The organism is Pseudomonas sp. MNR3A, from assembly GCF_009650575.1.
GTDB lineage: Bacteria > Pseudomonadota > Gammaproteobacteria > Pseudomonadales > Pseudomonadaceae > Aquipseudomonas > Aquipseudomonas machongensis.
In genome coordinates this window covers 56,532-77,960 of sequence record NZ_VZZS01000026.1, presented here as the reverse complement: position 1 = coordinate 77,960, position 21,429 = coordinate 56,532, and the positions used below count along the sequence as shown (strand labels likewise).

The 21,429-nt window shown below is 60.5% G+C and carries 22 protein-coding genes; 7 read left to right on the top strand and 15 right to left on the bottom strand.

The window, feature by feature from the left end:
• Positions 1–220 precede the first annotated feature (220 nt).
• Entirely contained in the window at positions 221–700 is a 480-nt protein-coding gene (locus F6X62_RS18255) for an acyl-CoA thioesterase (RefSeq protein ID WP_054892983.1), read from the top strand.
• Between the two features lies 1 nt (position 701).
• Here the strand turns inward: F6X62_RS18255 and pdxY are convergent, their stop codons facing one another.
• Entirely contained in the window at positions 702–1,574 is an 873-nt protein-coding gene (gene pdxY / locus F6X62_RS18250; protein WP_112899501.1) for a pyridoxal kinase PdxY, read from the bottom strand.
• 120 nt (positions 1,575–1,694) lie between these two features.
• On the opposite strand from pdxY, the gene F6X62_RS18245 reads away from it, so the two are divergent.
• Positions 1,695–2,087 carry a DUF3301 domain-containing protein gene (locus F6X62_RS18245; protein WP_153774337.1) on the top strand — a complete coding sequence of 131 codons (393 nt, stop codon included), beginning with the start codon at positions 1,695–1,697 and terminating at the stop codon, positions 2,085–2,087.
• Here F6X62_RS18245 and F6X62_RS18240 read toward each other — a convergent pair whose 3' ends face one another.
• The 3 genes from F6X62_RS18240 to zigA all read right to left on the bottom strand — a co-directional run bounded on the left by F6X62_RS18240 (position 2,088) and on the right by zigA (position 4,984).
• The gene (locus tag F6X62_RS18240; protein ID WP_153774331.1) at positions 2,088–3,062 is read right to left on the bottom strand and encodes a GTP-binding protein; all 975 of its coding nucleotides are present in this window, start codon (positions 3,060–3,062) and stop codon (positions 2,088–2,090) included.
• Positions 3,063–3,146: 84 nt separating this feature from the next.
• Positions 3,147–3,779: a DUF1826 domain-containing protein gene (locus F6X62_RS18235; RefSeq protein ID WP_153774330.1), complete on the bottom strand. Its 633-nt coding sequence runs from the start codon at positions 3,777–3,779 to the stop codon at positions 3,147–3,149.
• Positions 3,776–4,984, bottom strand: coding sequence for a zinc metallochaperone GTPase ZigA (zigA, locus tag F6X62_RS18230; RefSeq protein ID WP_153774329.1), 1,209 nt, complete (start codon positions 4,982–4,984; stop codon positions 3,776–3,778). Before zigA ends, F6X62_RS18235 begins: the two co-directional genes overlap by 4 nt.
• Before the next feature lie 113 nt (positions 4,985–5,097).
• Between zigA and F6X62_RS18225 the strand changes: the two genes are divergently transcribed.
• Entirely contained in the window at positions 5,098–5,481 is a 384-nt protein-coding gene (locus F6X62_RS18225; RefSeq protein ID WP_151925859.1) for a glutamine synthetase, read from the top strand.
• A gap of 25 nt (positions 5,482–5,506) precedes the next feature.
• Positions 5,507–6,394 (top strand): GTP cyclohydrolase FolE2, encoded by an 888-nt coding sequence (gene folE2 / locus F6X62_RS18220; RefSeq protein ID WP_153774328.1) that lies wholly within the window; start codon positions 5,507–5,509, stop codon positions 6,392–6,394.
• Between the two features lie 4 nt (positions 6,395–6,398).
• Here the strand turns inward: folE2 and F6X62_RS18215 are convergent, their stop codons facing one another.
• Positions 6,399–6,929, bottom strand: a complete 531-nt coding sequence (locus F6X62_RS18215; protein ID WP_153774327.1) for a DUF3617 domain-containing protein — start codon at positions 6,927–6,929, stop codon at positions 6,399–6,401.
• Between the two features lie 130 nt (positions 6,930–7,059).
• Between F6X62_RS18215 and cls the strand changes: the two genes are divergently transcribed.
• Positions 7,060–8,499, top strand: coding sequence for a cardiolipin synthase (gene cls, locus F6X62_RS18210; protein WP_063541882.1), 1,440 nt, complete (start codon positions 7,060–7,062; stop codon positions 8,497–8,499).
• 40 nt (positions 8,500–8,539) lie between these two features.
• Here cls and cfaB read toward each other — a convergent pair whose 3' ends face one another.
• On the bottom strand, positions 8,540–9,724 hold the full coding sequence (cfaB, locus tag F6X62_RS18205) for a C17 cyclopropane fatty acid synthase CfaB (RefSeq protein ID WP_153774326.1): 1,185 nt from the start codon (positions 9,722–9,724) through the stop codon (positions 8,540–8,542).
• A gap of 206 nt (positions 9,725–9,930) precedes the next feature.
• On the opposite strand from cfaB, the gene lpdA reads away from it, so the two are divergent.
• Complete coding sequence (gene lpdA / locus F6X62_RS18200; protein WP_054892994.1) at positions 9,931–11,331, top strand: dihydrolipoyl dehydrogenase; 1,401 nt, start codon at positions 9,931–9,933, stop codon at positions 11,329–11,331.
• 202 nt (positions 11,332–11,533) lie between these two features.
• Here the strand turns inward: lpdA and hcnC are convergent, their stop codons facing one another.
• From hcnC to F6X62_RS18175, 5 genes are all read right to left on the bottom strand, one after another.
• Entirely contained in the window at positions 11,534–12,784 is a 1,251-nt protein-coding gene (gene hcnC / locus F6X62_RS18195) for a cyanide-forming glycine dehydrogenase subunit HcnC (RefSeq protein WP_153774325.1), read from the bottom strand.
• Positions 12,785–12,786: 2 nt separating this feature from the next.
• A complete protein-coding gene (gene hcnB / locus F6X62_RS18190; protein ID WP_153774324.1) occupies positions 12,787–14,181 on the bottom strand; it encodes a cyanide-forming glycine dehydrogenase subunit HcnB in 1,395 nt (464 codons plus the stop codon).
• Positions 14,178–14,492: a cyanide-forming glycine dehydrogenase subunit HcnA gene (gene hcnA / locus F6X62_RS18185; protein WP_153774323.1), complete on the bottom strand. Its 315-nt coding sequence runs from the start codon at positions 14,490–14,492 to the stop codon at positions 14,178–14,180. Before hcnA ends, hcnB begins: the two co-directional genes overlap by 4 nt.
• 91 nt (positions 14,493–14,583) lie before the next feature.
• The gene (locus tag F6X62_RS18180; protein WP_306109881.1) at positions 14,584–14,751 is read right to left on the bottom strand and encodes a DUF417 family protein; all 168 of its coding nucleotides are present in this window, start codon (positions 14,749–14,751) and stop codon (positions 14,584–14,586) included.
• Positions 14,752–14,813: 62 nt separating this feature from the next.
• Positions 14,814–15,053 carry a hypothetical protein gene (locus F6X62_RS18175; protein WP_153774322.1) on the bottom strand — a complete coding sequence of 80 codons (240 nt, stop codon included), beginning with the start codon at positions 15,051–15,053 and terminating at the stop codon, positions 14,814–14,816.
• Between F6X62_RS18175 and F6X62_RS18170 the strand changes: the two genes are divergently transcribed.
• On the top strand, positions 15,052–16,428 hold the full coding sequence (locus tag F6X62_RS18170) for an amino acid permease (protein WP_153774321.1): 1,377 nt from the start codon (positions 15,052–15,054) through the stop codon (positions 16,426–16,428). The two genes, F6X62_RS18175 and F6X62_RS18170, sit on opposite strands and share 2 nt — an antisense overlap.
• Before the next feature lie 197 nt (positions 16,429–16,625).
• On the opposite strand, the gene F6X62_RS18165 is transcribed toward F6X62_RS18170, so the two are convergent.
• From F6X62_RS18165 to glmS, 4 genes are all read right to left on the bottom strand, one after another.
• Positions 16,626–16,865 carry a pyocin S6 family toxin immunity protein gene (locus F6X62_RS18165; protein ID WP_153774320.1) on the bottom strand — a complete coding sequence of 80 codons (240 nt, stop codon included), beginning with the start codon at positions 16,863–16,865 and terminating at the stop codon, positions 16,626–16,628.
• A 12-nt stretch (positions 16,866–16,877) separates the two neighbouring features.
• Entirely contained in the window at positions 16,878–18,791 is a 1,914-nt protein-coding gene (locus F6X62_RS25455) for an S-type pyocin domain-containing protein (RefSeq protein WP_153774319.1), read from the bottom strand.
• Between the two features lie 2 nt (positions 18,792–18,793).
• A complete protein-coding gene (locus F6X62_RS18155; RefSeq protein ID WP_153774318.1) occupies positions 18,794–19,297 on the bottom strand; it encodes a hypothetical protein in 504 nt (167 codons plus the stop codon).
• A gap of 296 nt (positions 19,298–19,593) precedes the next feature.
• Positions 19,594–21,429, bottom strand: coding sequence for a glutamine--fructose-6-phosphate transaminase (isomerizing) (gene glmS / locus F6X62_RS18150; RefSeq protein ID WP_153774317.1), 1,836 nt, complete (start codon positions 21,427–21,429; stop codon positions 19,594–19,596).

Below are 21,429 nucleotides of genomic sequence, written 5' to 3'. Positions count from 1 at the left end.
GTTGCATGGGCGTACTCAGGGTAACATCGCGTCCGCTCGTCAAACGCCCGTGCAATATGTAGAAACAGATCGGCAAAAGCGCACGAGGTAATGGCATGATCGGCGTGACGACGGACCGTCGAGCGACGTCCGTTTCCAGGATGGGAAACCTCAACAGAGGGGAACAGAAGTGTCTGCAGATACCCGCCCCGTTTCAGCGCAACCTCACCGTGAGCACACTATGGAACCTGGAAACGCCCAGCTGAGCATGACCGTCCTGATGACGCCGGACATGGCCAACTTCTCGGGCAACGTACATGGCGGCACCCTGCTGAAATACCTCGACGAAGTGGCCTATGCCTGCGCCAGCCGCTATGCCGGTACTTATGTCGTGACCCTGTCGGTGGACCAGGTGATCTTCCGCGAGCCGGTGCACGTCGGCGAACTGGTGACCTTCCTCGCCTCGGTCAACTACACCGGCAACACGTCCATGGAAGTGGGCATCAAGGTGGTGACCGAGAACATCCGCGAGCGCTCCGTTCGCCACTCCAACAGCTGCTTCTTCACCATGGTCGCGGTCGACGACAATCGCCGCCCGGTCGCGGTGCCGCCACGTCAGCCACAGAACAGCGAAGAGAAGCGCCGCTTCCTGCAGGGCCAGCAGCGCCGCCAGATCCGCCAGGAGCTGGAGAAGCGCTACCAGGACCTGAAGACCGAGTGATCTAGAACGCCAGCACCTGTGCTTCGAACCGCACCCGCGGATGGGCGATACGGTCCTGCGCCCGCACCAGCTGCAACTCGTAGCTGGCGCAGGCCTGGGTTTCCAGCAGCACTTCGTGCACCGCCGCCGCGGTGAACTCGAAGGCCTGCAGCCACGAATCGCCCAGCAGTACCCGCGCCAGGAACAGCCCCGAGGTCAGGTCACCGACTCCAACCGGCTGGCGCGGAAACGCCAGCAGCGGGCGGCGCAGGTGCCAGCTCTGCTCGCGGGTCACCAGCAGCATCTCGAAAGCATCCTCGCCGCGCCCCGGGTAGGCCAGGTGCTTGACCAGTACCGCCTGCGGCCCACGTGCCAGCAGGCTGCGCGCCATGGCCACGCAATCTTCCAGCGACTGCGCATGCCGACCACAGAAACTGTCGAGCTCGAGCTGGTTCGGGCAGAGGATGTCGGCCACCGACGCCGCCTGCTCAAGCAGGAAGTCGCTGACCTCCTGGGGTACGATGCAGCCCTTCTCGGCGTGCCCCATCACCGGGTCGCACAGGTACAGCGCACGCGGGTTGACCGCCTTGATCCGTTCGACGCCGGCCAGGATCGCCCGCCCCTGCTCGGCACTGCCCAGGTAACCCGACAGCACTGCATCGCAATGGCCCAGCTCGCCGATATTGGAAATACCTTCCACCAACGCAGGAATTTGCTCCGGAGCAAGCACTTCGCCAGCCCACTGGCCATACTGAGTGTGGTTGGAGAACTGCACAGTGTTGAGCGGCCAGACATTGACGCCGATGCGCTGCATGGGAAACACCGCGGCGCTGTTTCCGGCATGGCCAAAGACCACATGGGACTGGATCGCGAGCAAGTGCGGTGTACGTTTCATGCAGGAGACTTCCAAAGCTGTGTGGATAAGTGAAAGTCGATCAGTATGAACCCGAAAGCCACCTGTACGACAGGCCAGGCACGCAGTTAAGCTGAAGCCACCTGTCTGGAGCATATGCAAATGTTGACCCTGGAGAACCTGTTCGTCCTGATGCTGTTGGCGACGGCTGGCGCCTGGCTGTGGCACAACCATGGCTTGCGTGAGAAGGCGCTGGAACGGGTCAAGCAGCATTGTGCGAAGCTCGACCTGGAGCTGCTAGACGAGGCCGTGGCCCTCAAGCGCATCGCCTTCGTACGCGATGCCAATGGCCGCAAGCGCCTGGCGCGGGTCTATGCCTTCGAGTTCACCGTTACTGGCGAACAGCGTCACCCCGGCACCGTGACCCAGTTCGGCGCCCATACCGTACAGATCGAACTGGCACCCTATCCGTTCGAGATCAAGACCCCGCCGCGCACCGACAACGTTATCGAAATGCAGCAATGGCGCCAGGAGCATAACCGCTGGCGCAACTGATCAGCCGTTTACGCGGCAGTGCTCGATGGCTGCTTGAAGGGGCTGTAACGGCTGGGGCTGATCGAAGATCAGCTCGATACGTGAGTCCCTGCGCCATTCGCTTGAACGCCACTCAGGCACACCGCGCCCCAGGCCGTTGAATGATTGCCAACCCTGGGTGCTGTGGATAACCCCTTTGGCTCGCCGCCACGCCCATTGTGCGAGCACGCCACGCAATGCAGCCTCATCGAAGCGCTGGCTCGGATGCCAGCGCCAGCCCACACTCCACCCACCCTCACCTTGCTGCTCCTGGCAGATGGGTTGGCGCGGATCTGTCCACAGGGCAGCCAAGCTGACGGGTGCACTGTCCACAGGCAGGCAGGAAAGATCCGCTGGGGGTAGGGGCTCTGTGGACAAAATGGGCAGGTTATCCAGGGCAAGCGCAGCATGATCCGTCCACACCGCCCTGATTTCGCCAAACGCCGCAGTTATCAACAGACGCTGTGCATCATCCACATCTTCTGACTTGTTGAAAATCAACAACCCCGCCTGCGCCACTGCCTGCTGTTGCGCATCGGGCAGCGGTTCACCCCGCGCCAGGGCGACAGCATCCAGCACCATCAGCAAGGGCTGGACATCCAGCACACCGATCCAGGGCGCGCGCCTCAACTGCTCCAGCAATTGCACGGGATGACCGAGGCCGGAAGGCTCGATGAACAGCCTGTCGGGCTTGGCCTTGCGCAGCAGACGCCCCAGGCCGACCTGGAATGGCGCCCCGTTGACACAACACAAGCAACCGCCCGCCACCTCGCCGATGGCGACGCCGGCCTCGTCGGTGCTGAGCAGCGCAGCGTCGAGGCCAATCTGGCCGAACTCATTGACCAGCACCGCCCAGCGCTCGTTTTCCGGGCGCTGACCGAGCAGGTGGCGAATCAGGCTGGTCTTGCCTGCGCCCAGTGGGCCGGCGATGACGTAGGTGGGAATGTGCTGCAACATGGCTCGGAATCTAGGTGGACGTGATGCCAGTCTATCGTGGATACAGGTTCGTTGCCTTTACGGACCTCTTCGCGGGCAAAGCCCTCATCCCAACCAATCAAGACTCAACAACAGCCGCTTCTCTCCCGGCGGCGTCGGCGGCGAGCGGTGCACCAGCCCCGCCCCCTCGTTACCCAACCACTTCTCTCCCTTGAGCAAGGCCACGTCCCCCGCCTGCAAGCGCCGAATGTTATCCACAGGTGCTTCGGCCAGTTGCAAACGGCTGCGGTCGATGTCGCCTTCTTCCAACCACTCACTGCCGGCCCCCGCATAGGTGGTCAGCAGACGCAGTGGGACATGATCCACATGAAAGCGCGGGCACATCGCCCCGTCGAGCAGCCTCAGCCGCAAGCCCACGCGGCGCGCGCCCAGCAGGCAGGTATAGGCCGCCACCAACCACGACACGTCAGCCACAAAACCTTCGTAACCGTGCAGATCCGCCGCCTCGGGCAGCAAGCGATGCAACACCGGTGGCTCACGCTCATCCACCTCCATCACACGCTCATCCGACATCGGCTGGCCAAGATTGAGCAGCAGGGCCGCGAAGTCCTCGACCTGCGCCGGTAAGCGTCGCTGCCACACGGCCAGGTTGACGCCATCCTGCAGGATTTTTGTCATCACCTGCGGCGACTCGCCGAACGCCTGGCGGATATCCACAAGCCGAGGTGCCGCCTTCATGCTGCCGCCTCTTCATACCAGGGGCCGAACGGATCATTCAGGCGCAACCAGGCCATCGGCCCGAGTTCCATCTCATCGTCCGTCAGCAGACACGCTTCAAGCTCTGTGGATAACCGTGCGAAGTCGATGTTCTGACCGATAAACACCAGCTCCTGGCGGCAGTCGCCAGAATCGACCGTCCACTGCTTGAGGATCGCTTCGAGGTTCTCTTCATCTTGCGGCCACTGCTCACGCGGTACGAAACGCCACCAGCGACCCGCCAGCCCATGACGCATCATGCCGCCTGCCTGCGACCAACTGCCGGCTTCCTGGTACTTGCTGGCCAACCAGAAAAAGCCTTTCGAACGCAGCAACCGACCATTGCTCCAGCTGTTGTGGATAAAGTCGAAAAAGCGCTGTGGATGAAACGGCCTGCGTGCCTGCCAGGTGGTCGAGGCGATGCCGTACTCCTCGGTTTCCGGCACATGCTCGCCGCGCAGTTCCTGCAACCAACCCGGCGCCTGGGACGCTTGCTCGAAGTCGAACAGCCCGGTATCGAGAATACGCTCCAGCGGCACCTGGCCCATCACCATTGGCACGATCTGGGCACGGGCATTGAGGCTGCGCAGGATCGCGGTCAGTTCCTCGCGTTCGTGCTGACTGATGAGGTCGATCTTGCTCAGCAGCAACACGTCGGCAAACTCGATCTGCTCGATCAGCAAGTCGCTGATCGAGCGTTCGTCCTGCTCACCCAGGGTTTCGCCACGACTGGCCAGGCTGTCCGCCGCCTGGTAATCCCGCAGGAAGTTGAGGCCGTCGACCACCGTGACCATGGTATCCAGGCGCGCCATGTCGGAGAGGCTGCGGCCCTGTTCGTCGCGGAAGGTGAAGGTTTCGGCCACCGGCAATGGTTCGGAAATGCCAGTGGATTCGATCAGCAGGTAATCGAAGCGGCCTTCGTCGGCGAGCCGGGCCACTTCCTCGAGCAGGTCTTCGCGCAGGGTGCAGCAGATGCAGCCATTGCTCATCTCGACGAGCTTTTCTTCGGCGCGATTGAGGCTCACATTACGCTGTACCTCGCTGGCATCGATATTGATTTCGCTCATGTCGTTGACGATCACCGCAACCCGCAGATTTTCACGGTTGCGCAGGACATGGTTGAGCAGCGTGCTCTTGCCGGCGCCGAGGAAGCCGGAGAGCACGGTAACGGGAAGGCGGTTGGTCATGGTGAACCTCATCGGGCAAAGCGCATTCGAAACGATGCATTGCACAACGTTATAATATAACAATACAATTTCGCCAAGCCGCGTCTGTCGAACGGCTGCCCGAGAGGATGGACATGAAGCACTCGAACCTCGCCCTATTGCTGCTGGCACTTGCCGTGCCCATCCCGCTCTACGCTGCGATCCCACAGCCCAGCCTGGCGTTGTGCACCCGCAGCGCCACGCTGTTGGCCTGCGAAGACGGCAAAGGCAGTTACTACAGTGTGCGAACTGAGGGCCGAGACTTTCATCTGCGCGGGTATGACAGCAACAGTCGACGACTCTGGGCGCAGACCAACAGCCGCTATGGACAAATGACCTTTTTCACCGGCCTGGCCAGCGACGGAGAAGCCTGGGTGGGCTACAGCCGGCGCGTCGGCTGGACCACCCTGAACCGCGTATCCAGCTCGAGCGGCCAACGTTTCAACCTGCATTGCAGCTTGATCGGAGGTTGCCGCTAAAGCCCCTTCTTCATGGACTCTATCGATGACCAGCCTGATGCTTCCCGACATCGCCGCACAAACCAGCCACAAGCTCCAACCCCTGGATTGGGTCGGTATGCGCGGTATCGCCCTGCCTGTGCAACTGACCGGCCACCGCCTGAGCGCCTGGGCTGATGCCGGCGTGAGCCTGGATGATGGCGAATCACGCGGCATCCATATGTCGCGCTTGTACCTCGCGCTGGAGGCTCTGGAGCACACCGAACTGACGCCCTTGGCCTTACGCCAGCTCCTGGCCCGCTTTCTCGACAGCCATGAAGGGCTTTCGTCCAGCGCCTACCTGCGCCTGAAATTCGACTATCTGCTTAAGCGTCCAGCGCTTGTTAGCCCATTGGAGGGCTGGAAGCGCTACCCGATCACCCTTGATGCACGCATCGAAGACGAGATGTTCCACGTGGAACAACACGTGGAAATCCCCTATTCATCCACTTGCCCATGCTCCGCTGCGCTAGCGCGCCAGCTCATTCAGCAGCAGTTTCTCACAGACTTCGCCAACCAGACGCTAGACCCACAGGCCATCCTGCAATGGCTGGGCAGCAGTGCAGGTATCGTTGCGACGCCCCATAGCCAGCGCAGCCAGGCCTTCATCAAGGTGCGTTTGCAGGACAACCTGCAAACGCTTCCGCTCAACGCGCTGATAGATACCGTGGAAAACGCATTGGGTACCGCCGTGCAGACGGCCGTGAAAAGAGCCGACGAACAGGCGTTCGCCCTGGCCAATGGTCAGAACCTGATGTTCTGCGAAGATGCTGCGCGTCGCCTGCACCTGGCGTTGGGCGAACTGGAATGGGCCACGGGCTTCGATCTGCGCGTGGAACATGCAGAAAGCCTGCATGCCCACGACGCAGTGGCTGCCAGCCAGTGGCAATGGTGAGGCGCTAGCTGCGTGGACGCACGTTCCCGCAATCATTACCCAGCCATACCGCACGGGTGTTCATGCTGCCCTGCTGCTGAACGCCCGAGGCATTGAAGGTGCCGCTGACCTGGGTGGTGAATTCGCGATCACTGAGGAAGGTTGCCTGACCGGTGCCTTGGACTTTGGGGCAACTGAACTGGAACTTCCAGACGTTGGCTTGACGGTCGGTGATCTTCTGCGTGCAACCCGACTGCGGATCCTGCAGCGGAATATCATTGGTAGCCACCTGCTCTGGCGTCAGGCACGAGCGCACTCCATTGCCCCCCACGGTAATGCCTTGCTTGGCCAAGGCACCCTCCATCATGGCGCGCTGCTCCGGCGGCAGGTTCTTCAGTTGGCCGAGCATGAACGCCATATCGGGCAATGGCTTGCCGTCGACCTGCATGTTGCTGGTGGTCAACTCCCACAGACCGGGTTGCAGCATCTGCGCTTGCGCCAGCAGCGGGCTGCCCAGGCCCAGTGCCAGGGCAATCAGTGGCAGACGAATCTTCATGGATCAGTGCTCCTCGAAATACCGGCTACAGGCCGGACAGAGCCTTAGACGTCTTTTTCGCCCGCGGGTTGCAAGTGGCCCCGGGAACATGCTCTGTTAGGCGGCAGTGCTCTTGGAATGCAGGATGCGTATGGATTACCACAGCCCCTACTTCTTCGGTTACCTGCTCGGACTGATTCACTTCCTGGGCATCATCGCTGCGCTGCATGCGGTGTTCACTGTGCGTACCGCTCAAGGCGCAATCGCCTGGGCAATGTCACTGTTCTTCATTCCCTACCTGACCCTGGTGCCATATCTGATCTTTGGCGCCCGCTCCTTTTACGCCTACATCCAGGCGCGGCGCCAAGCCAACCAGGAGATGCACGTGGCGATGGCCGACCTCAACTGGCGCCCCTGGGTGGAGGAAGCCCTGACCGCCCGGGAGTCGGAAAGCTACGCGGCACTGCGTGCCATGCCCAAGCTTGGTCGCATGCCCTGCCTGGCCAACAACCAGGTGAAATTGCTGATCGATGGCACTGCGACCTTCGACGCGATCTTCGCTGCCATCGGCGAGGCGCGGGACACGGTGCTGGTGCAGTTCTTCATCATCCACGACGACGCCATCGGCCAGGAGCTACAACAACTGCTACTGCGCAAGGCCGCCGAAGGGGTAAGGATTTACGTATTGTTCGATCAGGTCGGCAGCCATGCCCTGCCGGCGCGCTACAGCCAGGTGCTGCGCGAGGGCGGTGTACAGATCCAGGCGTTCTCCTCGCGCCGTGGGTGGTTCAACCGCTTCCAGGTCAACTTTCGCAACCACCGCAAGATTGTCGTGGTTGACGGACTCCAGGGTTTCGTCGGTGGGCACAACGTCGGTGATGAGTACCTGGGCGGCAATCCACGCCTGTCACCCTGGCGCGATACCCACGTGCAGGTCAGCGGACCGGTGCTGGCCTGTCTGCAGGAGTCGTTCGCCGAAGACTGGTATTGGGCCACCCGTGAGCTGCCACCGCTGATCCTGCCCGATGCCTATCCAGAAGATGGCGTACTGTGTCAGGTGCTTGCCAGCGGCCCGGCGGACCCACAGGAGACCTGCCAACTGTTCTTCGTCGAAGCGATTCAGTCGGCAACACGGCGTATCTGGATCACCAGCCCCTACTTCATTCCAGACGAAGCCGTCTTCGCGGCACTGCGCCTAGCAGTGCTGCGCGGCGTCGATGTGCGGATACTGATTCCGTCACGGCCCGACCACAAGATCGTCTATGCCGCCTCCAGCCTGTTCGCCTTCGAAGCTGTGCGGGCCGGGGTGCGCATATTCCGTTATCAGCCGGGCTTCGTGCATCAGAAGGTGATCCTGGTGGACGATGATGTCAGCGCCATCGGCAGCGCCAACATGGACAACCGCTCGTTCCGCTTGAATTTCGAGATCACCTTGCTGACCATCGACCGCGCCTTTGCCGATCAGGTCGAGGCCATGCTGCTGTGCGACTTCGAGCAATCGCGGGAGATAACCGCCGAAGACAGCCGTGACACTCATCGGCTGCAGCAGCTGGGGATGCGCATCGCGCGCTTGATTTCACCGATTCTGTAGCCGGAAAAGTAGCGGGGCCGCATAAGCGGCCCCGTCTTGATCAACGATAGAGATCCTCACGCGTCCACGGCAGGTCGTGATGGCCATCCGCATACGGCTTCACTGCAAGAATCTGATGCAGGTTGATCCAGCCCTTGGTGAAGGCATAGGCGCATCCAGCCAGGTACAGCCGCCAGATCCGCAGCGTCTTCTCCGGCACCAGCGCCGCAGCGCGATGCAGCTGGTTCTCGAGGTTTTCGCTCCAGTGATTGAGGGTCTTGGCGTAGTGCAGACGCAGGCTTTCCACGTCTACCACCTCCAGCCCTGCCTCGCAGATACGCGCGGTAATCATCGAGATGTGCGGCAGCTCGCCGTGAGGGAATACATAACGATCAATGAAATCCCCAGCACCTCGCCCAACCGGCCGACCATCCACATGCTTGGCGGTGATGCCATGGTTCATCACCAGGCCGCCTTCACGTACGGCGCCGAACAGTCGCTGGCAGTACAGTTCGAGGTTGGCATGGCCGACGTGCTCGAACATGCCGACGCTGACCGCCTTGTCGAAACGGCCATCCTGGGGCAGGTCACGATAGTCGAGAATCTGCAGGTCGACCTTGTCGGACAGCCCCTCATCCTTGACCCGCTGGCGCCCCAGCGTCAATTGTTCCTTGCTCAGGGTGATGCCGAACACCTTGGCGCCATATTCGCGTGCGGCAAAACGCGCCAGGCCGCCCCAACCGCAGCCGACATCCAACAAGTAATCGCCGGCCTGCAGCCGCAGCTTGCGACACAGATGGTCGAACTTGTCTTGCTGGGCCTGGGCGAGGGTGTTGTCCGGCTCCTTGAAGTAGGCGCAGGAATAAGCCATGTCCGGATCGAGCCACAGTTGGTAGAACTCGTTGGACAGGTCGTAATGGTAGGAAATGGCTTCGGCGTCGGTTTTCTTGTCGTGCGAGGTGCGCACCGGGACTACATCTTCATCGTCTTTGAGCAAAGCCTCGCTGAGCTCGTCGCAAACGCGGATGACTTCGCCAATGTTCCCCTCGAGTTCAAGCTTGCCCTCGACAAAGGCTGTGCCCAGTTCATCCATGCTCGGGTGCGTCAGCTGACTGATCAACTGAGGCTCCTTGACCAGGATGGTGACCTGCGGGCTAGGCCCTAGATCGAACTGGTTGCCGTCCCACAGCTTAAGACGTAAAGGCAAGTGCAGGCTCTGCAACGCAGGTGGAAGTTGCGCAAGCATGAAAGACCCCCTTTCAATTACGGACGCCGTACAAGGATTCGAGCGTCACCGGATCAGGGTAGTTCATTCATCGGAAGTTTCCTTTTATAGCGACCATAGTCCAATACTATCGGCCATGCCGCGACTAACAGATTGTATACAATCCGCGATTCAGCGACTAACCTTGTGCCCCCTCTCGCGCATTCTTCTTCCCTGGAGTGAATCCCATGAAATCCTATGATGTGGTGATCATCGGTGGCGGCCCTGGCGGCTATAACGCGGCCATCCGTGCCGGTCAGTTGGGCCTGAGCGTGGCCTGCGTCGAAGGACGTTCGACTCTCGGCGGCACCTGCCTGAACGTCGGCTGCATGCCCTCCAAGGCGCTGCTGCACGCCTCCGAGCTGTACGAAGCCGCCAGCGGCAGCGAGTTCGCGCACCTGGGCATCGAGGTCAAGCCGACCCTGAACCTGGCGCAGATGATGAAGCAGAAAGACGAAAGCGTGAGCGGCCTGACCAAGGGTATCGAGTACCTGTTCCGCAAGAACAAGGTCGACTGGGTCAAGGGCTGGGGCCGCCTCGACGGCGTCGGCAAGGTCATCGTCAAGGCCGAGGATGGCAGCGAAACCACGCTTCAGGCCAAAGATATCGTAATCGCCACCGGCTCCGAGCCAACCCCGCTGCCAGGGGTGAATATCGATAACCAACGCATCATCGACTCCACTGGCGCCTTGGCGCTGCCGCAGGTCCCCAAGCACCTGGTGGTCATCGGCGCAGGCGTGATCGGCCTTGAACTGGGTTCGGTCTGGCGTCGCCTGGGGGCGGAGGTGACCGTGATCGAATACCTCGACCGCATCTGCCCCGGCACCGACGAGGAAACCGCCAGGACCCTGCAAAAAGCCCTGGCCAAACAGGGCATGAGCTTCAAGCTCGGCAGCAAGGTGACCCAGGCCACGCCTTCGGCGAGCAGCGTCAGCCTGACGCTTGAGCCTGCCGCTGGCGGCGACGCGCAAACCCTGGAGGCCGACTATGTGCTGGTGGCCATCGGCCGCCGCCCGTACACCCAGGGCCTGAACCTGGAGAGCGTCGGCCTGCAGACCGACAAACGCGGCATGCTCGCCAATGACCACCACCGCTCCCAGGTCCCCGGCATCTGGGTGATCGGCGACGTCACCTCCGGCCCGATGCTCGCGCACAAGGCCGAAGACGAAGCGGTGTCGTGCATCGAGCGTATTGCCGGCAAGGCCCATGAGGTCAACTACAACCTGATCCCCGGCGTCATCTATACACGACCGGAACTGGCCAGCGTTGGCAAGACCGAAGAGCAGCTCAAGGCAGAGGGCCGTGCCTACAAGGTCGGCAAGTTCCCCTTCACCGCCAACAGCCGCGCCAAGATCAACCATGAGACCGAAGGCTTCGCCAAGGTGCTGGCCGACGCCGAGACCGACGAGGTGCTAGGTGTGCATCTGGTCGGGCCGAGCGTCAGCGAGATGATCGGCGAATTCTGCGTGGCCATGGAGTTCAGCGCGTCGGCCGAGGATATCGCCCTGACCTGCCACCCACACCCGACTCGCTCCGAAGCCTTACGCCAGGCAGCGATGAACGTGGAAGGGATGGCGATGCAGATCTAAGACAAGGCCGCTTCTGCAAAAGCAGCGCAGGCCCCTGTGGGAGCCGGTTTACCCGCGAAAAGGACACCGCGCTGCCTGGCACGGGCTACGCCCCTGTTCGCGGGTAAACCCGCTCCACAGGGGATTGGGCTGACCCTAGATTTTGGACAAGACAGTTGCTCCTGCAGCGGCTACCACGCCTGCAGGAGCGGCCGCCCATGCCCTACCCCACCGCCCAGTTCTTATCCACAGCCCGCCCGAAACGTCTCGCCAGGAAAGGTGTGATATCCAGCGGCAGTGGCTCGTTGTGGATAACCTTGTCCAGCAACACGCCGGTGATTGCCGAGGTGAGAATCCCTGTGCGGAAATGTCCACAGGCGTTGAAGTAGCCAGTCACCTCATCCACAGGGCCAAGAATAGGCAGTTCGTCCGGCGACCCGGGACGCAGCCCCGCCCAGGTACGCTTCAGGCTCACCTGCGCCAGCTCCGGTACACAACGCACCGCCCCCTGAACCAACCCGGCAATTTCGGGGAAGGTATTGCTGACATCGAAGCCCTTGTCTTCCGTAGTGCTGCCAATCAGTACCTCGCCATTATCCTTTTGCGCCATGTAGCAATCACTGGTGGTCAGGCAGCCATCGAGCAGCTTGGGCAAACGTTCGGTGAGAACGATCTGGCCTTTCACCGGCTTGACCGGAATCGAAGTACCGGTGGCCCACTCACTGAGCTCGCCCGCCCAAGCCCCGGCGGCATTGAGCAATGTGTGACAATGGAAAACCCCCGCCTCGGCAGTGCGTACACCCTTGATCTGCGAGTTCCCCTGCAGCACATCGGTGATGTTGGTGTTCAGATACAGATCGACGCCGTTCTGACGCGCAGCTTCCAGGTAGGCGTCGCCCAAGCGGAACGGGCTGACCTGGTGATCGCAGAGGAACTCCAGCGCCCCCTTGGCCTGCAGGGTCACCGCCGGCTCGCGCTCGCGCAGTGCCTGGCGATCCAGCCAGCGCACCTGGTCCGCCAGGTGCGGGATCTGCGCGACGATGTGCTCGGCGTACAGCTGGTCCTCATCGTCCTGGATGATGTACTTCAATCCGGTGCGCTCGAACTTGAAGTCCATGCCATGGCGCTCGATCAATTCGTGGTGCAGCTGTGGATAAAGTGCATTGGACTGCAGAGCCAGATCGAAGAAACACTGCGGCAGGATATGCGGCGTGCTCGAATCCACCGCCACTGCTGCGCCATGGGCCTCGCGTTTGTTGCGCGAGGACATCATGCGAAAGAAGATCACGCCACACCCCAGGCCTACCGACTCGCCGATAGCCCACAGGCCGCCAGCCGAGGCACGTGTCGCGTTGCCCGGGCGCTTGCTGTCGATCAGGGCGATTTTCAGCCCCTTGCGCTTGGACAACTGATAGGCACAGGAGGCGCCGATCACCCCACCGCCGGCGATGACGATGTCATAGGTCTTGTTCATGCTCAGGCCTCCGTGGCCAGGTGCTGGAATGCGGAAAATGGGATGGGATCGATCGGGAAACGCGGTCGCAGCCAGCCGACATCCGCTCGCCCGGTGCTGGCGCGCAGGCGATCGCTGCAGTAGCCCACACACATGCGCCCCTGGCAGTCGCCCATGCTCACCCGCGTGCGCATCTTCAGGCTGGCCATGTCCTGCACACCTTGCTCGAGCGCCAGGTCGATATCGCTACGGGTGACGTGCTCGCAGCGGCAGATCACCGTGTCGGCCTGCGGCAGCTCGATTTGCGCTGCGCCACGTTGGGTATAGCGCTCGACACCCGCCCTGAACCGCGTGATCGCGGCCAGCTTGCCCAAGTACTGCTCGCGCCGCTCGATGGCCTGGGCGGCGTCGAGCACGCCACGTTGCTGCAGGATCGACACCGCAGCGATGCGCCCGGTCAGCATAGCTGCCTCGCCACCACGGATACCGCCCATGTCGCCGGCCAGGTGGATATGCGCCTGGCTGCTCTGCTGCCAGACATTGCATGTCGCGCGCAGGTAGCCGTCGTCGCTGAACCCATGCGCCAGCCCCAACTGTTGACTGAGCTGGGTGCGCGGAATAAATCCATAACCGACCGCCAAGGTGTCCACCGGCTCGCGCCGCACCCGACTCATGTCGGCTTTCCAATCCTGGCCATAGGGCGCAAGGCTGACTTCGCGCAGTCCACCTTCACCACTGGCGCTGACCACACCCCAGCCATAGTGCATCGCAATGCCGTTGAGCTTCATGTACGCCAGCATGCTGAGGCCGTCGAGAAACAGCTGCGGTTTGTTCAGCAGCGCCAGGCTTTCCTTGGCGATACGGTTGAAGGCGCAGGCCTCGTAGACGCCGGCAACCTTGGCGCCCGCCGCATGCAGTTGGCAGGCCACCAGTGGCAGCAGCGGGCCAGTACCTGCGATCAAGGTGCTGCCCAGCGGCTTGACCACACCGCTCTTGATCTGCAATTGCAGCCCGCCCAGCAGCATCACGCCAGGCAGTGTCCAGCCGGGGAATGGCACATTGCGCTCGTGGCAGCCGGCCGACAGCAGCAGATGGGAATAGTCGATCTCATGCAGTTGCTCGTCGGCATCCAGCACCATCAGGCGCTCATGATCGCCGCCAACCACACGGTTGTTCAGGCGCAAGTCGATATGTTCGGCGCTGCTGGCGAAGTCTTCGTGCAGCGTGTGCAGGGCCTTGCTGTAGCGCGCGCCGAGGTAACCGAGGTCGACACCGGCACGCAGCGGCCCGCGATAGACCACGCCACCCGGGCGCGAGGCTTCATCGAACAGCAGGCAGTCGACGCCATGCTCGGCCAGCTCGATGGCCGCCGCCATACCCGCCGAGCCGCCTCCCACTATCACCGGCCGCAGACTCATGACTGCACCTCCCGGGCCAGGCGATTGACCTCGGTCTCCACCCGCATCCCCTGCCGGACCACGGTCTGGCAGGCTCGGCGCTTGGGCCGCCCGTCTATCGCCACCAGGCAGCAATGGCAAACGCCCATGCCGCAGAAGGCGCCAGCTGGCTGACCGTGGTCGTTGCGCGCCAGCTGACGCAGGCCAACGGCATTGAGCACGCTGAGTACCGTCTCGCCTTCTGCGGCCTGCACCGTCTGGCCATTGATCTGAAAGGTGATGTCAGCCTGCACGACAGGCTGTATGTCGAGCACTCGCTCCAGTGATTGCATGGGCTTCGTCCTTGTTTGAAGGGGACTCGACGGTACGCCAAAGCACTGTGAGGAGATATTGACCTAAGCCGTAGGAATTGAAGGAAGCTTCCTAGGATTTTGTCAGCGTATGACCTGATTTTTTCTGATGCAGTACCCGTCGAGCCGAATCGGCAATCAACATCACTGTTCCCGCCAGCATCAGTACATCCTTGAGCACCAGGCGCCCGGCACCAGACAGGTAGGGAAATCCATACTGCGCATCGCCCAGGTTCGCCACCCATGCCTTTGAGGAACATGCTATGCAAACCCCTTCGCCACGACGCTTCCGGGCAGCTCAAGTTATTCATCGATCGTCTCAAGCGCATCGGCGTCGAAACTGACCTCAGGAAAAATCCGCAGGATGTTGTGCGCAGAATTCGTTTGAGATGACGCGCCGCTTTGCCCAAGGTGTCGGCTCGGATAGCCATTGCCTGAAGCAAGACCTCGATTGATGGCACCGCCCCGTGCAGGTAGATCCGCGAGCACTTGCCGCTCGCAGGACGCGCCGGTTTCTTCCAATAATAAGAGAAGTCTGGACATGCAAGACAACGGATTGAAGCAAAGCCTCAAGCAGCGGCATATCACCATGATCGCGCTTGGCGGTGTGATCGGCGCCGGGCTGTTCGTCGGTTCCGGCAGCCTGATTGCCTCGGCCGGCCCGGCCGCGATTCTGTCCTACGTGATCGGCGGCATCATCGTCACCCTGGTGATGTTCATGCTCGGCGAAATGGCCTCGCGCAATCCTGACGCCGGCTCCTTCTCGACCTACGCCAACACCTACCTCGGCAACTGGGCGGGCTTCACCGTGGGCTGGCTGTACTGGCTCAAGTCGATGATGACCATCACCCTCGAAGCCGTGTTGCTGGGCGCGATCCTCAACGATTTCATGCCCTGGCTGCCGATCTGGATCGGCGCCTTCATCATGCTGGTGACGCTGATCGCCAGCAACGCCTACTCGGTGCGTTCGTTCGCCGAAGTGGAATACTGGCTGGCGGCGCTCAAGGTGGTCACCATCCTTATCTTCATGCTGCTCGGCGCGTCCATACTGCTGGGGTGGCAGGAAGACATCCCCGCTCCCGGCCTGGTCAACCTCACCGACCATGGCGGCTTCATGCCCAATGGCCTGTCGCCGGTGATGGCCGGGGTGATCGTGGCGATCTTCTCGCTGGGCGGCAGCGAAATTGCCGCTGTAGCTGCCGGTGAATCGGAGAACCCGCGCCGGAACGTGATCCGCGCGATCAAGAGCGTGATCGTGCGGGTGATGCTGTTCTATGTCGGTTCCGTGTCGATCCTGGTGCTCTGCCTGCCCTGGACCGACAAGGCCAACCTCGCCTCGCCCTACGTCGCGCTGTTCACCCTCGCCGGTTTCAAGGGCGCGGCGGTGGCGATGAAACTGGTGTTGTTCGTGTCGTTCATGTCGGTGATGAACTCGTTCATGTTCTCCAACTCGCGCATGCTGTTCTCGCTCAGCCAACGCGGACATGCCCCGGCGCTGTTCGCCCGGACTAACGCCAAGGGCGTTCCGATCAATGCACTGGCGCTGGCGTTCTGCATTTGCGTGACGATTCTGACCTTGCACTTCATCAGTGGCGGCGATCTCTTCCTGACCCTGGCCAGGAGCACCGGTGCGTTCATCATCTTCGTCTGGATCTTCATCATTTTCGCCCACGTCGGCATGCGCCTGAAAACCCGGCATGAAGTGGTGGGCCCATCCTCGTTCAGGGCCTGGGGATTCCCGCTGACCAACGTTATTGCGCTGCTGGCGCTGGTGTCGGTGCTTGCAACCCAGGCGATCGACCCAGCGACGCGTTTTCAATTCTGGCTGGTGCTGGTGACCTTGCTGGTGATCGTGGCGGCGTACTTCATGGTACGCAGGCGTCGGAGTGGCGAAGTGCGGGAGCTGGCGCGGACTTGATATAAGTCGAGCACTTAATTTTCAAATAAAAATATCGGAGGCAATCACTCATGCCTCCGATATTTTTTGTTCAAACGCGGCGCAAACGTCAGAAGGCGTTATCTCTTCTTGCATTCCTGAGCATGGACTTGGCATATAGGGTACCCAGGCCATGTGCTCCACCGTGCAAACTAATTAAGCAAGGTAGAGGCTTGCCGCTAAGCTCGGACGCCAACAAAAAAGTCCAATCCGTCAGGCATCGGATTGCCAAGTAGAGAAAATATTTTTTCTGCTTGCTCATCAGACAGAGGAAGTTCACCGTCTGATTCAGCCTCAAGGGACTGCCAATTCAAAAGGCTCATAACATCTTTTTCATTAAGAGATGGGATGCGCAAGCGAAACTTTAATGAATTATCAAGACTATCGTCTTTCAGAAAACCTGTCAAAGAAATATACATTATAACGACTCCTCACTTCGGGGTAGTTCGACCAGGAACAGCAGGCTTTATTTGATTACCAGAGACAGAGTCAAACTCTCCTAAATGCTTGCCTTGTTTATTATATAACTCAACCCTTCCGTGCTGACTATCCCACTCATAAATTCTGCCTTTACTATCCATCCAGCGGCTTCTAAGTTTACCGCCACCACGAACGCTACTTTTAGCCTTCACCGGTTTTGCATCAGGAAACGCAATCAAATCATCAGGTGCCTGATGATATCCTGGAGTACTGAACATCAAGTAGACCGGCTCAATTCCCGAGTCAATCGGGAATGTGATGATCAGGTCATTGGCATCCAGCACTTCACCTGGGTACGACAGTGCCTCAATCTCAAGCGGCTGTAGCTCTACCCCTGTGTAGATTGGCACAGTCTGTGTCGCCGTGGGTGTAGTAGTTGTTGAGGACTGTTCGCCGGGGGCGCGACCTGGCGTCCAAGTTAGAGTGATAGGAGGCTGGTCAGGCACCAGGCTTGGCACTACAACCATGTAGCGCCCAGTCTGCGGGTCCAATGTGGCCGCCCGGACGGGTACGTTCTTTGTTACGTTGATCCCATCGGCAGCGACGACCAAAATGTAAGAGCGACCATCCCCGCGTGTTTCGTTGGCCAATCGATAGGCCAGCTCGACTTTACCCTGTGCAGCAGCGATAGCATTGAGATTGGCCCCCGGCGCAAGACCAAGGTCTCGGGCGTCGACCCCCATACCATAGCGGAAACGGGCTGGAGTCTGGTCTTGAGCTTGACTGGCCGTGGAACTGGGGTAAACCAAGGCGGCAAGCCCTGCTGCAAAGGGAGCACCGACCGTAGCAGAAGTGATCCCGCCCAATGCGGTGATCGCACTCGCGATCCCTTGGCGCAGAGCAGCAAGAGTTGCTTCGGCCAAAGGCACTATGCCTTGTCCGGGTATGCTCAGCGCAGCGGCACTGCCTGCAAACCGGTAAGTGCTGGCCGCCCGGGCGATGGCATTCTGAGTGAGAGCAGTCACGCCCTGTAACTGCGTCTGAGCGTTAGTTTGCGCAGTCTGGATGCCAGCAATGACTTGTTGTCGTTTAGCGCTGTCGGCGAGGGAGGCCTGGTCAAGCTGGTCAGTTACGATGGCATAAGTGCTGTTCGTTGTTTGCTGCAGGCTCTGCCGGGCTGCAGCGGCGGCGGCATGTGTTGGGTTCGCTTGAACTTGTGCAATGAGTTCGACCATGCGGGCGTTGACTAGGCTAGCTGCGTTACTACTTGCTTGAATGATCGTATTGCGTTGAGAAGCGATAAGCGTATCGGCGTCAGCCACTAGCTGATTTACCACGTCAGTGAACGTTGAGGCGAGGAGGTTCGCCTGTGCTTTAACTGATTGACTGATCTGAGCGAGCTCGTTTGCATTGATTTGACTACTGGCCGCTGCAGCAAGGGCATCAATCTGCTGGTCACTTTGCTGAACCGACTGTTGGACAGCCTGCGTAGCGGCTTGTCGTTCAGCATGGGTCAGAGTCGATGAGTCGGAAAACTGACTTTCCAGCGTTTGTCTTTGCGTAGCCAGGTGCTGTTGCGCAGGTTCCGTAATGGCTGATAGCTCACTGCTGACTGACTGAATAACGGCTTGTGCTTCTCGTTCTGCAGCTTGAGCGACGGCCAACTGTTCGCGCAACGTCGCCGCCTGAGCATTGAGCAGAGAGATTTGGTCGCCAAGATAGCGGGCCTGATATGTCGCAGCCAGAGACGCCTGCCATCTGGGAATGACATTCACTGCTACGTTGCCACTGATGGCGAGGTCTGTCACAGTCCGGATGAAATCAACACGCCCCTTGCTTGAAAAATCTGCAGAGTAAAAGCTGTTTGCCTTCGTTTGCTGAGTTTGACGTTGGATAGTTTTTTGGTTCGTCGCGCTTTCGCGCAAATTTATTTCCCTAAGCAAAACTCCGACAGAGGTAGAGTCACCTGCGTACGTCCCCCTCGCGCGGTATCAAGCTCTTTTTGTAGCGTGGATGCTAAAACAGCAACGCTTGCTAGATATTGTTCATTAATGCGTTTTGTTTCTTTTTCATAAACCGAAGTCAGGTAAGCCGACATAGCGCTTCGAAACTGCGCCTGACTTGTAATCGGGCCAAAATTTACTGACGGTAGCCCAGGGATGTTGATGGGAACGGTGGGCTCACCAACAAATGTTGGTCCGAGATAGACTGGCTCACCAATAGGGGGGTCAATTCCAGGGGCTGTAACAGGCGTTGCGGGTAATTCAATAGGTCCTTGCACCATGATATCGCTCCATAACTCGTGATCGATGAAATGAGCGGTTCGCCTTCCTGCGCATTCGGGATGTGAGGTGGCAAGCCACCAGAGTACTGTATAGATGAACAGCAAATTTAAGAAATAAGAATCAATTGCAAAATGTGAACTGAACAAGGTCGCCTCCGGTATCGTCGCCTCGTGCGTCTTTCGACGGGTGGGCTACTGGGCCGAGGTCGCGGGTATCGCGATCGCGGCTTCGGGCGTACACGGGCTGCGGCTTTATCAGAAAAGCCGGATGGAGACCTCGTGGTCAAAGCGCTGGATGTGGCTCACGAAACCAGGGGCGATTCAGCTGAAACGAGGTGCGCAACGAAAAAGGGAGCCGGTTAAGGCTCCCTTCGTCAGCGACAGTTTTATTGCGGTGCGACAGTTTTAATTCGCAAAATCCATCCCCCGCTCAGCGCAGCCGTTTACTCCACCGTCACCGACTTCGCCAGGTTACGCGGCTGGTCAACGTCAGTGCCCTTGAGCACGGCCACGTAGTACGACAGCAGCTGCAGCGGAATGGTGTACAGGATAGGCGCCAGGGCATCGATGATGTGCGGCACCTTGATCACATGGGTGCCTTCACCATTGCTCATGCCGGCGTTCTCGTCGGCGAACACCACCAGCTCGCCGCCGCGGGCGCGCACTTCCTGCAGGTTCGACTTGAGCTTTTCCAGCAGCTCGTTGTTCGGCGCGACGGTAACCACCGGCATGTCGGCATCGACCAGCGCCAGCGGGCCGTGCTTGAGCTCACCTGCCGGATAGGCTTCGGCGTGAATGTAGGAGATCTCCTTGAGCTTGAGCGCGCCTTCCATCGCCACCGGATACTGGGCACCACGGCCGAGGAACAGGGTGTGGTGTTTGTCGGCGAACAGTTCGGCGGTCTTCTCGACCACGCTGTCCATCGCCAGGGCTTCGCCCAGACGCGCGGGCAGACGGCGCAGCTCTTCGACCAGCTCGGCTTCGACGCCAGCTTCGAGGCTGCCGCGTACCTGGCCCAGGGCGAGGGTCAGCAGCATCAGCGAGACCAGCTGGGTGGTGAAGGCCTTGGTCGAGGCAACGCCGATTTCCGGGCCGGCCAGGGTCAGCAGGGTCAGGTCGGATTCACGTACCAGCGAGCTGATGCCAACGTTGCAGATTGCCAGGCTGCCGAGGAAGCCCAGCTCCTTGGCGTTGCGCAGGGCAGCCAGGGTGTCGGCGGTTTCGCCGGACTGGGAGATGGACACGAACAAGGTGTCTGGCTGCACCACCACCTTGCGGTAGCGGAATTCGCTGGCGACTTCGACCTGGCAGGGGATGCCGGCCAGGCTTTCCAGCCAGTAACGCGCGACCATGCCGGCGTGATAGCTGGTGCCGCAGGCGACGATCTGTACATTGCGCACCTTGGCGAACAGATCCGCAGCTTGCGGGCCGAAGGCCTGGACCATGACGTGGTCGCCGGCCAAGCGGCCTTCGAGGGTGCGCTGTACCACCGAAGGCTGCTCGTGGATTTCCTTGAGCATGAAGTGGCGATAGGTGCCCTTGTCGGCAGCCTCGGCGCCTTCGTGGTACTGCACGGTTTCACGCTGGACCTTGCTACCGGCCTGATCCCAGATGTTCACCTGGTCGCGGCGGATTTCGGCGATATCGCCTTCCTCGAGGTACATGAAGCGGTCGGTGACCTGACGCAACGCGAGCTGGTCGGAGGCCAGGAAGTTCTCGCCATGACCCAGGCCGATCACCAGCGGGCTGCCGCTGCGCGCAGCAACCAGACGGTCCGGCTGCTTGACGCTGATCACCGACAGACCGTAGGCACCATGCAGACGCTTGACCACAGTCTTGAAGGCATCGGTCAGGTCGGGAATGCTCTTGAGGGTGTGGTGGATCAGGTGGACGATCACCTCGGTGTCGGTCTGCGAGGTGAACACGTAGCCAAGGGCCTTGAGTTCTTCACGCAGCTCTTCGTGGTTCTCGATGATGCCGTTGTGCACCACGGCCACTTCCTGGCCGGAGAAGTGCGGGTGGGCATTGTGCTCGGTCGGTGCGCCGTGGGTAGCCCAACGGGTGTGAGCGATGCCCAGGTGACCGTCGAGCGGCTCGGCAGCCACCGCGGCTTCCAGCTCGCTCACCTTGCCGATGCGGCGACGACGATCGAGCTCGCCCTGCTGGGTGACGACCGCCAGGCCCGCGCTGTCGTAGCCACGGTATTCCAGGCGCTTGAGGCCCTCGATAAGGATGGAGGTGATGTTGCGCTCGGCGACTGCACCGACGATTCCACACAT